The sequence below is a fragment of the Variimorphobacter saccharofermentans genome, from assembly GCF_014174405.1.
In the GTDB taxonomy this organism is placed as follows: domain Bacteria; phylum Bacillota; class Clostridia; order Lachnospirales; family Lachnospiraceae; genus Mobilitalea; species Mobilitalea saccharofermentans.
In genome coordinates, this window is sequence record NZ_JACEGA010000001.1 from 3687703 (window position 1) to 3701493 (window position 13791).

Below are 13791 nucleotides of genomic sequence, written 5' to 3' on the forward strand. Positions count from 1 at the left end.
CATTGATAAGCTAAGTCTATATCAAAGCTTGCGTTTTTGCCTATCACATTTTGCTATTATATAATCATACATTGCGAATTAATAAAGAAGCGAAATTTACTTTATTTCGTAGAGAATTTTCATTTACAAACTACTTGCTTTATATTACAATAGCCTTTAGATAACTTTTTCAACAGCAGCTTCATTTAATCAATATTTTGCGTAATTCTTGGATTTGCGCTGTTATAATTCATCAAAAATAATAGCAATAATTATTAACCATTTTATTAAATTATAGCAATATTAGAGCATGAATTTTAGTATACCAGTTAAATTAACGAATGTCTACACTATATTTTGAAAGGGCGGTGTTCCTATGAGAATATTAGATGGAATATACGAAAAGGTAGATTATCAGAATAACACTTCTATTCTGCTACATATAAATAATACAAATGACAATTACTCCATCCATTGGCATACTGCCATTGAAATGATTATGCCCATTGAGAACATTTATACTATCGTAATCGGGAAGACAACCTATGTGTTGCAGGAAAATGATATTCTGATTATTCCTCCCGGTGAACTTCATGAATTGATTGCCCCACCCACTGGTACCCGTCGAATTCTATTGTTCGATTTTTCATTAATCAGCAATCTTCGGGGTCTTTCGAATATATTAACCGTCCTTAACCAGCCTCGTTTAATCAACCAGGTTACTGCCCCTGACATTCATTCCCGACTCATGCAACTATTTCATGATATTACAGAAGAATATACCAATAAAAACACTTTAAGAGAAGCTGCTATCTATGCCTTGATTATTCAGATGTTCGTTCTTACCGGCCGCAAATACATGAATACGGAAAACCTGTTTCCGGACGTTAAGCTGAATAAACAACGGGAATATATAGAGAAATTTAATCTCATTTTTGAATATATCAATAATAATTTTACGGATGGCATTACTCTGGATACCATCGCAGGAGTTGCCGGCTTTAGCAAGTTCCATTTTTCAAGACTGTTTAAGCAATTTACTGACATGTCCTTTTACGACTATCTAAATCAGAGAAGAGTAAAAGAAGCAGAAAAGCTCTTGCTGGATCCTACTCTGGCAATCACAGAAGTAGCCATGCGATCCGGCTTCTCAAGTATAGCAACCTTCAACCGCGTATTTAAAAGCTTTAAGGAATGTACACCAACCGAGTTTAAAAATCTCTACCGTAGAAGAAATCATACTCCGTAATCTGATATAAAGATATCTGCCATTTATGGTTCGCTATGATATCACGAGAGAGGAGCCTATTCTTATGTTCTGTTAAAGAGATAGTCGGATGTATTACCCTGACAATATCCTTTGAACAGGATGCAAAAGAATAGGCACCTATTATATTCTTCATTTCTTAATTCTTACATCAATACGTTCTTATACATTAGATAGTCGAAATCCACGTAATTACTGCTTTGCTTTCCATTGCTGGAGCAATATAATCCCAGTGTGTTGCCAACAAAACCCCCTGCCACGTCAGTACTTAGCATTCTGGCATCCACATTTGTTATTAACGTATGATAGTTATTACCATCCACGGAGTACTCAAACGACAAATCCTGCATATCCGCTACAGCTCGTAATACCATCTCGGAACTGTCCATATTAGTATCCTTAAGATTTACTTCTTTCAGTATTTCTTCCTTACCTTCCCTACATTTCACAAGCCGTAACACATCACCGTCTACTGCTTTTTTTCTAACAAAGCGGTAATGATACTGATTGCTCTGCAATAATACCAAACCAGCCTCTTCATTCTCCGCTGCTGGGGTAAACTCCATCTTCGTCTCCAGAATAAAGCTCATACCCGTCTGTCTGATACCCACATAACTGGGGCTTACCGTATCCGAAATCCGTTCCGGTGACATTTTCATGCGCAGATAACCCTTACGTTCTGAGAGACTGTAATTCTCCATAATCGGATTTCTTAAATAAAGGAAACGAAATGGCAGCTTGTCCTCATCAAAATCCTCCCTTTCTGGAACACTTTCAGTGGGAGCCGGAGTAAGATTAGGCACTTCAACGGTATCCTCCAATAGTCCAACTCCTAAATTAATTAACGGCCAGCCATCTTCCCAGGTGACCGGTACAAGGAAGGTCTCTCTACCCATATTGCGGTAATACCCCCCATATGGACGGGATGCCAGTACCACCATATACCATTCCCCATTCTGGGTCTCAACCAAATCACCATGTCCAACATTAACGATCGGATAATTCTTTCCAAGATGACGGTGTGTCAAAATCGGATTGCAGCGAAATCCTTCGAAGGGTTTTTTAAGGTCTGTTCCACTGGCAACGGTCACGGCATGTTCATGAGCGGTTCCTGCTTCTGCAATTAATAGATAGTACCGCCCATCCTTTTTATATAGATGCGGGCCCTCCGGCCATACCACATTCCTCAATGCGCCATGCCATAGTGCATAGGATTCTCCCACAAGCTTCATTGTATTCAAATCCAGTTCCTGAAGAAAAACCTCATTGTCGCCATAATATCTCGCACCTTCTCTCCGAGGCTTGGTTCCTGTATAATAGCACTTCCCGTCGTCATCGAAGAATAGGGAAGGATCTATTCCGTCTGCTTCTAAAAAATACGGATTGGACCATGGCCCTGCCGGATCAGTAGCGGTTACGATAAAATTCCCACCGTAGCTAACATTGGTTGTTATCATATAGAATACTCCCTCATGATAACGGATGGTCGGAGCAAAAATTCCTTGGGAATGATCTACTCCCAATAATTTCACCTGCTCCTCTCTGTCCAGAATGTTACCAATCTGCTTCCAGTGTACCAGGTCACGACTGTGAAAGATCGGAACTCCGGGGAAATATGCAAATGTAGATGTTACAAGGAAATAATCCTCTCCTACCCTGCAAATAGAAGGATCCGGATAAAAACCCGGTAAAATTGGATTCGATACTCTTTCTCTCAAGTTATACCTCCACTCCTGCTGTCTTACCAGCACAAATATTTCTATCATTTTATCATAGCTTATCCACGTTCTCCATTAATTACCCTATGATTGTGATGTATTATATTATACAAATAGCAGGAGTATCGTTCGATAAGTCCAAAGACCTCACTATCACGATATCCTGCTACCTGATGATTACTCGGATACAGCCTCAGCAAACTCCTCCGTATTCGCTAGTTCAAATAGTCTGTTTTCTATATATTTTGCTGCTTTCTTTACCATATCCTGTTGTGATTTTTGCTTAACATTAGTAGTATGGGTACGACTGTTCAAAAAGTGAATATCCATAACGCCACTTACACCATTATTCTTTACCGCATCAAGATTTGTACCCCTGCCGTATCCGGCACTTCGTCCACTGACATATTTTCCTGCCGGAGCTGAGTCGACGCCTGCGTGGGGCATCGAAGTCATTGATGCTGCCAGAAGATAATTCCCTATTTCAACGGTAACGGCTCTCCGTTCCCATCCAAAACCGCCCCAGATTTCTTTAATAATCTTACTATCTGCTTTGGTCAATGGTTCCACATCAGCATGATTGGTTCCATAGGTACGACGTACCTTAAAGGACTTTCCAGTATCTACGTCCGTTACTACGGCATCCTCTCCACGGTCCCAGATATATTTCACCTTTTTAAACCAATCCAGTGCACCCGTTATCATCTCTTCCATCTTCTTCATATCCGGTTGCTCCATTCCAACCGTATACAACAAAGCATTTTCTGTTTCCTCCTGGGTATTGATCGATAACAAAGCTTTCTGTGTTATCTTACCCACGATCCCGTCCGCGGATAATCCGTTGTCTTTTTGGAAGCGCTTAACTGCCGCTACTGTGACACTACCATAATATCCTGTCGTCTTAGGGTATGTAAAATATCCCAAATCCATTAATGTGGATTGAACTACCTTTACCTCATTTCCTCTAGAGCCTTTCTTCAAAAGCGTAGCAGCAGAAGCATTCACCGGAGTAAACGCCATAACAGCCGCTATACATACTGCTGCAGTTTTCACTAAGTTCTTATGTCTCATATGTCTGTCTCCTATCTTTTCTTCCTTCTGTAGCTTTTTCATACTACATATTCTATTACACATTTGTTAAATAGTCAACCATATATGTAATATTTCCGTAATATTTTATTTATATTTATGTAACATTTGGTAATGATGACATATTATTCTTCCCTTGTAGGAAAATGGCTATTCTTCTATTGTTTTTACCGGCTCTTTCTCAAATTCATTCAATTGCATTTATTATAGCAGCAATGGAAAACAGTAATAATTATCAATATAATTCATTGATATAATCCTACTTCAATGATATAATAATCACCACTAAACCATATTTTATAATAAAGAGAAAACGCAGTATTATTTCCCAATAACAGAGTTTTTATAGAAGGGAGTTATTTATGACATCCGATTTAATATCTACCAGTAACCTCAGCTTTCTGCTCGTGTTTTTAGAGGGGCTCCTCTCCTTTTTTTCACCCTGTGTCATTCCACTGATCCCAGTTTACATGAGCTATTTGGCTGGTAATGCGAAGCGGACCGATTCGGAAGGTAATATCACATATGAGCGTACCAAGGTATTTTTCCATACACTGTTCTTTGTTGCTGGGATTTCCACCGCCTTCTTTACTTTAGGTTTGTCCTTTACGGCATTGGGCAACTTCTTCCAGAATAATCGAACGTTATTTACACGCATTGGCGGTATCATAATCATATTGCTTGGTCTGGTCCAAATTGGTCTATTGGATTTTGATTTTCTGAAGAAAGAGAAAAAAATTCATTTGAAGCTTTCCGAGAAGAGGATGAATCCATTGGTTGCATTTCTTATGGGGTTTACCTTTAGCTTTGCATGGACTCCTTGTGTAGGCCCTGCCTTGTCCTCTGTTCTCATTATGGCGTCCGGAAGTAGCAGCTCCTTTGTGGGGAATCTACTTGTCCTGGTGTACACATTGGGCTTTATCATTCCATTTTTGCTTCTTGGACTGTTCACAACCCAGGCATTGAACTTTCTGAAAAAGCATCGTACATTCTTAAAATATACAGTTAAAGCCGGAGGCTTACTTCTCATCCTCATTGGAATTATGACATTTACCGGTTGGATGAACTCTGTGTCCAGCTATTTAAACAGGTTTACACCTCAACTATCGCAGGACAGCAAGGATTCTATTATAGAAAAGGATGACGTAATTGTAGGTCCTCCAGAAGAGACCCCTTCTGAAGAAAAATCAAACGTGGAAGCTGACGGCAAAATTCCATCCGATACCGATAGCAATACTGCTACTGTCAGCCCTGAGCAGAAGGAGGAAAACACAAATGCCAAGCAAATCATTCCTGCTTTTGACTTTACTTTAACGGATCAATACGGCGAAGAGCATACTCTTTCCGACTACCAAGGAAAAGTCGTATTCCTGAATTTCTGGGCGACATGGTGCCCTCCCTGTAAGAAGGAAATGCCTGATATCGAAGAGCTCTATAAGGAATATGGCTATAATCAGGAGGATATTATTATTTTAGGTGTGGCAAATCCTGCCAGCGATGAGTATCCGAATAACGGAGATGTCAAAAAAGAAGAAATCATATCCTTCTTAGAGGATAATGGTTATACCTTCCCCGTTGTCTTTGACGAAACTGGAGATGTGCTGCGTGATTATTATATATCCGCATTCCCCACCACGTTTATGATAGATAAGAACGGAAATATCTATGGATATGTACCGGGTATGATGACAAAGGATATGATGAATAACGTAATCCAACAGACAATAGAGGCAGCTGAGTAAGGATGCAACCGTCATTTACACGATTGTTAAACTTCATTGACAAAATGCCGCTTGTAATTAGTAGCTACTTTCCATGCTGATCTATTTTGTTGTATGTGGTATACCGGAATGAATTAAGGTATTTGAGGAACATATTATGCTATAAAAAGCTTTGACATCGTTGCATCTATATGCTACAATGCCATTGTAAAAAATATATATAATGATAAAAGGACGCTTTGCGATCTATTTATTGTAATGAATGAAAGGACGGTTTTGATGTCGGTATTATCTGTAAATGAGGTTTGTGCTAACTAGCACTTAATTGAATTAGCTGGGTACACGTTAAGGTTACCTTTTTCTTTTTGTGCCCATCTTTCTACCTTTACAGCAAATACTCAAAACTGTCTTGATATATTGGATGAGATTGTGGACTTATGGCATTCTAAAACCAAGGCATGATAGGGTAAACCTGTTATGCTTTTTTCGTTACATATGCTCTACGATCTTTGTATACAGACATGACCCACAGGGAGTATCCTGCCATTGTAATGGTAGAATTCTCTGTGGGTCTTTCTTATATTGACAGGCAGCCGGACATATAGCATCATACTAGAGCTGCCTAGGACAGATGGAGGTTTATCATGTTAGAAAAATCGATTATAACATTAGAATTTAATAAAATATTAGAAATGCTATGTAATAATGCAGTTTCTGAGAATGCGAAAGCAAAACTGAAGGAGCTGAGGCCCTACCTGAGTGAATGGGAAGTAAATGCAAAGATGATGGAAACCACTGAAGCACGTAAAATCTTAGATCATATAGGAACTCCTCCCCTACCGACTATGAAGGATATCGAAATGCTACTAGAATTAGCTGAAAAAGGAAGTATGCTGGTTCCGGAACAGCTCACACAGTTCGAATTATTCATCAACTCCTGTAAACGTATGAAGGGCTTTATGAAAAGAGCGGAATCCCTTAATGTTGGCATAGCTGGATATGGTGGTTCCATCCAGGAGCTTAATGAGCTATCCAATGAAATTGATGCAACCATCCGCAACAATCAGATACTGGATACCGCATCCAAAGAATTGAAGGATATTCGTCGTAAAATAGACCAAATAAGTACCGATATTAAGACGAAGCTGGAAAATCAGCTACGAAGCAAGAAAGAATGGTTTGCAGATAGTTATGTTGCTTCCCGTAACGGGCATTACGTACTTCCCGTAAAACGAGAGTACAAAAATATGGTTAGTGGCTCTGTGTTAGACATATCCTCCAGTGGCTCGACCTATTTTATTGAGCCCACCGCTGTGTCAAAGCTGAGAGACGAATTATCTCTTATGGAGATTGAAGAAGATAACGAAGAACGTCGTATCTTATATACCCTTTCTTCGATGATTGGCGAGCATTCTGCTGCTATACGCATGAATATAGAAATTATGGAGTCTTTGGATTTTATATTCGCAAAGGGTAAACTGAGCCTCGATATGAAAGCGATTCCGGCTTCTATTAATACTTCACGATATATTAATATCGTGAATGGAAGACATCCCTTCCTGGATCCATCCGAGGTAGTACCACTTAACTTTACTATTGGCGGTAACATTACTGGCGTCGTAATTACCGGTCCGAACACCGGCGGCAAAACGGTTGCCTTAAAGACAGTGGGACTATTACAGCTCATGGTGCAAAGCGGATTGCATGTCCCATGTGAGGGTGCTGAACTATGTATGAACAACGCAGTTCTTTGTGATATCGGAGACGGTCAGAGTATCTCTGAGAATCTATCCACCTTCTCCTCCCATATCACGAATATTATCCACATTTTATCCTGTATAGACCGGGATAGTCTGGTTCTACTGGATGAGCTGGGTTCCGGTACTGATCCTGCAGAGGGTATGGGAATTGCTATTGCCATTTTAGAGGAATTAATAAGTAAGGGCTGCAACTTTATTGCAACTACCCATTATCCGGAGGTAAAGGAATACGCTGCGAAAACAGAGGGACTTCAAAATGCAAGGATGGCCTTTGACAGGGAAAGCTTAAAACCCCTCTACCGTCTGGAAATCGGAGAAGCTGGAGAAAGCTGTGCTTTGTATATAGCAAAGCGCCTTGGACTTCCGAAGCGAATGCTGGAAAGGGCATACCAGGAAGCATATTGTAAAGAAGCTCATATATCACATCAAAGAATGGACAAAAGCTTTTTAGAAGGTGCCTCGGAAACAGAGTTGGAGAAAAAGCCGGATGTAACTCCAGGAAGAATCATAAAACAAAGTCAGCCAAAGCCGGTAAATTCCAGGAGTCAACGATTTAACATTGGGGACAGCGTCTTGGTGTATCCACAGAAAAAAATAGGTATTGTATTTAGCTTAGCAAATGAAAAAGGGGAAGTGGGCGTTCAAATACAAAAGCGAAAAGTATTTATCAACCACAAACGCCTTCAGCTAAAAGTCCCTGCTACTGAAATGTATCCTGAGAATTATGACTTTTCCATCGTATTCGATAGTGTTGCTAATCGAAAAGCAAGACGTAAAATGGAGAAAGGCCATCAGGAGAAGCTCTCCATAGTTTATGACAACGAAAAGGAAATCATGCAATAACAATATAATTGCAATCAGAATGCATCGAACAATACACCCTATAAGTTTATCGTTCGATGCATTCTAGTTTCGATTTATAATATTGAATAACCTCTCCATTATACTGGTAGGATTATTGTTCCTCTTCATTCTCTACATATTGAAGTAATGTTTCATACATTTCCTTATATTGGCGCTTTAGACTCACTGGCTTGAAATCAGTTGATACAAAGCAATGCCTCGATTCTCCGATTGCCTTTATTTGCCCTGTATCCGCACACAGTATCTTATATTCGATGGTCATTTTAATGCCATTAAAGAATTTTAATTTAACCTCTATCAAAACAGCTTCCTTAAAGTGAACGGAATTCTTATACTCACAGCTCACTCCAAGAACCGGAGAATATACTCCTGCTGCCTCTATTTTGTCATAGCCCAGTCCGATTTGATCCAGAAAATCAACTCTTGCTTCTTCAAACCAGCGAATATAGTTAGAATGGTGAACCACCGCCATTTGATCCGTTTCATAATAGTTAGCAACTCGATAATAAGGTTTCATCTTTTCCATACCCGGTTCTCCTCCTATAAAACATCCATACTCCCAAAACCCTAAGTAGGGTCTAAGAAAATTAATCTAAGAATGATACTACACTTTTTAGAAAAGATTTGCAAATATAATTCCTAACTGTTCCACCTTACTGCTTATCCAAATCAAGAAGCACAGATGTTGTTGCATACTAAACAAGAGTACTAACTTACCATAATGCACTGTCAGAAAAACTATGTTGTTGAATTCTGTATGGATAGCAGACTGACCCTCCTATAGTTTGTTTATATAATACTAACTATAGGGGGGCGGTCTATAATACATACAGAACTTACAACTTGTACTTCTGTCTGTGTGTAAGGTAAGTTAGTACTCCTGCTTGGTATGCAACAGCACCTGTATTTCCGTTAAATCTAATGATAAGCTTATTATTCCGTCTTAACTTCAACTGTTAATTGCAGACTCTTTGAACTTGGAACATAGTATAACGTTACTACTACCCCTTCTTCTGAGCTACCTGAGTACATGTTTAAATCATCCGCGGTACTCTCAAATTTATCCTTAGAGTAGCCCTTATCCTTTACTTTTTCTAAGTAATTTGCATATTTTTCATTATCAATATTATCAACAGTAATCATACAGTATTTATCCGAATTTAATAAATAACTGATTTCTGCATCCTTTATTTTCGGCAAATAAGACGCTGCCATATCCTCAGGCCATTCTGACACATCTGTGTAGATTACCGTTTTACCTTCTTCTCCTTCAAAGGTTATACCATTTTCACTATCGAAGGTCATTTCACCTTCCTCTGTTTTATAAGTAACTTCATCTCCATCAATATCAAGATCCACTTCATCGCCTACGGCCTTTTCAAATACACCTTCTACGATTTTCTCGCCTATTTTCTCTTTAATATTACATCCGGAGAATAGCAATACTCCTAATAATACCACTAATACGATACATATCTTCTTACTTAGCAGCTTTTTGCTTATATACATGTTAACATCCTTTCTACCGTTCCTATTGAATACGATACTGTAACTCTCCCTATTTCAACAAACGGAATTTTCCAACCAGCGGTAATTCCTTGGCTTTTCCGCCCAAACCATTTAATATTCCGATAATCGCAAATACCGTAATTCCTATTGCATATAGTGGTAGTAAGAGCCATCCTATAATCGGGATAATACTCAGAACGATTGTACCACCCACACCCAAGATAAATAAGATTAAAGATTGATTTGCATGATATCTGCCGAACTTTGAATCGGGACATGCCAGTAACGGAAGGAAAAAGATTAGATATGAGATACCAGCAATCGTTTTATTCTTCTCAATATCTGCCGGATCAAAAACTTCCTCTGCGCTACCTCCTACGTTATTATTTGTTTGGAAATCTGACATATTATTATCCTCCTTTTTAATTCTTAGTGTCCTTGCACCTACCCTTATTCTATTAGAATTTTAACTTAATGCTATTACTCTCAGGGTGATTTTAGCAAAAATACCATATCACCCTGAGGGTGATTTTCTACAATACGGTAGTTTTTGTCGTATATATCCGTACATTGCCATTATTTTCATTGGAATGAACTTACTCGTATGGTATAATTGGGATATATTAATTGGGATATATTAAGTTGAACTTTCAATATGGTATTTTATTGGTATCTTTTTCTATATATGTTAATAGGGAAATAAGAGGAGGAAACTTTGTGAAAAAGAAATACTTTGTATTAATTATCATTCTATTGTTGATTCCAATTATATTAATCGCTTTCAGTTTTTTGAAGCTTAAAAGTGAACAACCAATTTCACTTACACTCTGGCATAACTATGGTGGACAAATGAAAACCACTATGGATGAAATGATTGAAGAATTTAATGGTACAATCGGCGTCAAGGAGCGAATAACAATAAATGTCACCTCTATCTCTGGCTCTTCTACCCTGCATGACAAGCTGACTATGGCTGCTAACCAGGATCCTGGAGCTCCGGAGCTTCCTGATATCACAACTGCTTATCCAAAGACTGCCATGATTCTTGCTGATAAAGATCTATTGGTTAATCTTAGTGATGTTTTCACGGAAAAGGAACTCTCCGCATTTGTTCCGCGGTTCATAGAAGAAGGACGCCTATCAGATGGCAATCTGTATGTTCTTCCTACGGCGAAATCAACGGAGGTGCTGTTTATTAATTCCACCATATTTAATCGCTTTGCAAGTGAATCTGGTGCAAAGCTGGAGGATCTCTCTACCTTCGAAGGTATTGCAAAAACTGCCGCCCTTTACTATGATTGGACGGACAAAAAAACTCCGGATATCGAAGGTGACGGAAAGACCTTTTACATGCCTGATTCTCTTTTTAATATGGCTTCGGTAGGATGCAAACAGCTGGGATCGGACCTGTTTGTGAACTTTGGTATCGACTTTAATAATCCTGTTGTTTATAGGGTTTGGGAATATTATTTTGGCTCAGCAGTCCAGGGACATACCGCTATCTTTGACGGCTATGCCACCGATCTTGCCAAAACTGGTGAAATTGTATGTTCCACCGGATCTACCGCAGGAGTTCTATTCTATCCTGAAAATGTCACCTACCCTGATAATACTACTGAACCCTCCGAGCTTGAAATTCTCCCATATCCTGTATTTGAAGACGGAGAAAAGATCGCTGTTCAGCGTGGCGCAGGTATGTGTGTGATTAAGTCCGACAAAGCGAAGGAAAAGGCTGCAGGTATATTCTTGAAATGGTTTACCAGTCCGGAAAACAACCTGCACTTTGTCTCCTCCACCGGATATCTTCCCGTTACAGAGGAAGCCTTTGGAGATATTATGCTGAAAGAAATTAATTCTGTATCAAATCCAAGTATTAAAAAGCTACTTCAGGTATCCAGACAAATGCAGATGGAATATAGCTTCTATATACCTCCATTATTCGACGGAATTGATACACTACAGGCTACTTACGAAAATAATCTACGTGCTTTGGCTGAAGAAGCGAGAAATGCCTATCAAGAACAACCCAATTCCTTGATTACCAGTCCGGATGTCTTAACTTCCACTAATAGTGAAAAATATGATGAGTTTAAAAAACTGATAAGTACAGATAATTAATTTGAAAATAGAGAGGTTGGAATCACCAATGAGACGTCAAGTTGAACCATCATTTTTATTCAATCGTTTCAGTTCTAAAAGTATATCTATGCGCCTTCGGCTGTTTTTTTTCTTATTAGTGCTGGTGTTAACAATGATGGCTGGAATTATCGTGATATTATTAGTAACAGGTACCTTCTCAGCGGGTCTAAAGGAAAGTAAGCAGTTACTAAGCAGAGAACTGAAGTATGTGTCCCAGGATATCTCACTGCAGTATGGTCAGCTCTCTGTACAGGCTGTCGATTTTTCGAAACAACTATCCAGTCAGATTGAGGAGTATCTTAATACAAAGCAACAGAATATAAATGAGTTATCCGAAACACCGGAGCATATTGAAGAATTAATCACATCCCTTTATCAAAATACATATTTCTATCTGGAAAAATCCAATTGCAGTGGTGCTTTTGTTATCTTAGATACCACTGTGAACCCTGCTCTTGAGAACTCAGAGAATTCCAAGGCCGGTCTATATCTTAAGAATCTGGAACCAAATATTATTAGCTCTTCTTCTCCAAATACCACCTTATTACGCGGATTTTTCAGTATTGGAAGGGAGAATTCCCTCAATCTTCATACTCAATGGAGAATGGAATTTGACGTATCCGAGGCTGATTATTACCATATCCCAATGGAGGAGGCAAGAAAAAATCCCCGTCTTCCAATTTCCAAACTGTATTATTGGAGTAATCCTATGATTATACCAGATACCAGCGAAGAAGTAATGATCTGCTGTGTTCCTCTTATAGATTCCAAGAACAATATCTACGGGGTATGTGGTCTGGAAATCAGTATGATGCTATTCAAGCTCTCCCATATGCCGACAAACAACACGTATCCAAGGATGTTTTGTATGTTCTCCCGGTTAACCGATAATCGTTTATCCATCGAAAATTCTATGTTAGCAGGCGGATATTCCATAAAGGACTTTTCAGAGGAAAATACCTTTCTGAAAATCACAGAAAACAGCAAATCCTATAATAATTATCAAAGCGATGAAGGTAGAATATACTTAGGTTACCATACCCAAACACAATTATATCCCAATGGATCACCATACTCCCAGCACAATTGGGTAACAGCAGTTCTTGTACCAAAAGAGGATATCGTTAATTCCATAACACGATTAAACATTATATTAGTTTGCTTGCTGTGTCTACTTATAACGAGTGGAATTATTATATCCATAATCTTCAGTAACAAGTATCTCAAGCCTATTTCCGAAGGACTCGAAATGCTTCGTACGGAAAGTAGCAGTGAACTGGCCAAAACCAATGTACAGGAAATTGATGAATTAATTGAATATCTTGCTGTATATAAGAACGAACTGCAACAGAAGGCAGAACAGGAAAAGCATCAAATCACAATCCTGGAGCAGTTTATCGAAAAAACAAAGACATTAACTCCTGCCGAACGCTCTGTATTCAATCTTTACTCAAAGGGTCTCAGTGCTCAGGAAATTGCATCAACTCTTTTCCTAAGTATTAATACCATAAAGACTCATACCAAGCATATCTTTGCAAAGCTTGGGGTAGCGTCCAGAGAAGAATTGCTGTTATACATCAGCATGCTGGAGGATATCGGACTGGAAATGAATCCATAATCTGATTTAATGATTAAACAACTTAACCACTTAACAATTTAACGATTTAACGACAAGGGTGACGACAAGGGTGGTTGTATAACATTTCTGTGGGGACAATTACTTACCTCACACACAGACGGAAGTA

10 protein-coding genes are annotated in these 13791 nt (G+C 38.9%); 5 read left to right on the forward strand and 5 right to left on the reverse strand.

Features of this window, described 5'->3' with window-relative positions:
• Positions 1-355 precede the first annotated feature (355 nt).
• Entirely contained in the window at positions 356-1228 is an 873-nt protein-coding gene (locus tag H0486_RS16060) for a helix-turn-helix transcriptional regulator (RefSeq protein ID WP_228353963.1), read from the forward strand.
• A gap of 164 nt (positions 1229-1392) precedes the next feature.
• On the opposite strand, the gene H0486_RS16065 is transcribed toward H0486_RS16060, so the two are convergent.
• Both H0486_RS16065 and H0486_RS16070 read right to left on the reverse strand, forming a co-directional pair.
• Positions 1393-2964, reverse strand: coding sequence for a glycoside hydrolase family 43 protein (locus tag H0486_RS16065; protein ID WP_228353964.1), 1572 nt, complete (start codon positions 2962-2964; stop codon positions 1393-1395).
• 177 nt (positions 2965-3141) lie between these two features.
• Positions 3142-4035, reverse strand: coding sequence for a peptidoglycan-binding domain-containing protein (locus H0486_RS16070; RefSeq protein ID WP_228353965.1), 894 nt, complete (start codon positions 4033-4035; stop codon positions 3142-3144).
• A 380-nt stretch (positions 4036-4415) separates the two neighbouring features.
• Between H0486_RS16070 and H0486_RS16075 the strand changes: the two genes are divergently transcribed.
• Both H0486_RS16075 and H0486_RS16080 read left to right on the forward strand, forming a co-directional pair.
• A complete protein-coding gene (locus H0486_RS16075; protein WP_228353966.1) occupies positions 4416-5795 on the forward strand; it encodes a cytochrome c biogenesis protein/redoxin in 1380 nt (459 codons plus the stop codon).
• 623 nt (positions 5796-6418) lie between these two features.
• On the forward strand, positions 6419-8377 hold the full coding sequence (locus tag H0486_RS16080) for an endonuclease MutS2 (RefSeq protein ID WP_228353967.1): 1959 nt from the start codon (positions 6419-6421) through the stop codon (positions 8375-8377).
• A gap of 112 nt (positions 8378-8489) precedes the next feature.
• Here H0486_RS16080 and H0486_RS16085 read toward each other — a convergent pair whose 3' ends face one another.
• From H0486_RS16085 to H0486_RS16095, 3 genes are all read right to left on the reverse strand, one after another.
• Positions 8490-8924 (reverse strand): acyl-CoA thioesterase, encoded by a 435-nt coding sequence (locus tag H0486_RS16085; RefSeq protein ID WP_228353968.1) that lies wholly within the window; start codon positions 8922-8924, stop codon positions 8490-8492.
• Positions 8925-9331: 407 nt separating this feature from the next.
• Positions 9332-9907, reverse strand: a complete 576-nt coding sequence (locus tag H0486_RS16090; RefSeq protein ID WP_228353969.1) for a DUF6591 domain-containing protein — start codon at positions 9905-9907, stop codon at positions 9332-9334.
• 49 nt (positions 9908-9956) lie between these two features.
• Positions 9957-10313, reverse strand: coding sequence for a DUF4870 domain-containing protein (locus tag H0486_RS16095; RefSeq protein ID WP_228353970.1), 357 nt, complete (start codon positions 10311-10313; stop codon positions 9957-9959).
• Between the two features lie 311 nt (positions 10314-10624).
• Between H0486_RS16095 and H0486_RS16100 the strand changes: the two genes are divergently transcribed.
• Both H0486_RS16100 and H0486_RS16105 read left to right on the forward strand, forming a co-directional pair.
• On the forward strand, positions 10625-12025 hold the full coding sequence (locus H0486_RS16100) for an extracellular solute-binding protein (protein ID WP_228353971.1): 1401 nt from the start codon (positions 10625-10627) through the stop codon (positions 12023-12025).
• A 28-nt stretch (positions 12026-12053) separates the two neighbouring features.
• Complete coding sequence (locus H0486_RS16105; RefSeq protein ID WP_228353972.1) at positions 12054-13664, forward strand: helix-turn-helix domain-containing protein; 1611 nt, start codon at positions 12054-12056, stop codon at positions 13662-13664.
• Positions 13665-13791 lie beyond the last annotated feature (127 nt).

Bases quoted from the DNA above. Each gene is read 5' to 3' on its own strand.
- H0486_RS16060 (WP_228353963.1), top strand. From the start codon at position 356: ATGAGAATATTAGATGGAATATACGAAAAGGTAGATTATCAGAATAAC.
- H0486_RS16070 (WP_228353965.1), bottom strand. From the start codon at position 4,035: ATGAGACATAAGAACTTAGTGAAAACTGCAGCAGTATGTATAGCGGCT.
- H0486_RS16075 (WP_228353966.1), top strand. From the start codon at position 4,416: ATGACATCCGATTTAATATCTACCAGTAACCTCAGCTTTCTGCTCGTG.
- H0486_RS16080 (WP_228353967.1), top strand. From the start codon at position 6,419: ATGTTAGAAAAATCGATTATAACATTAGAATTTAATAAAATATTAGAA.
- H0486_RS16085 (WP_228353968.1), bottom strand. From the start codon at position 8,924: ATGGAAAAGATGAAACCTTATTATCGAGTTGCTAACTATTATGAAACG.
- H0486_RS16090 (WP_228353969.1), bottom strand. From the start codon at position 9,907: ATGTATATAAGCAAAAAGCTGCTAAGTAAGAAGATATGTATCGTATTA.
- H0486_RS16095 (WP_228353970.1), bottom strand. From the start codon at position 10,313: ATGTCAGATTTCCAAACAAATAATAACGTAGGAGGTAGCGCAGAGGAA.
- H0486_RS16105 (WP_228353972.1), top strand. From the start codon at position 12,054: ATGAGACGTCAAGTTGAACCATCATTTTTATTCAATCGTTTCAGTTCT.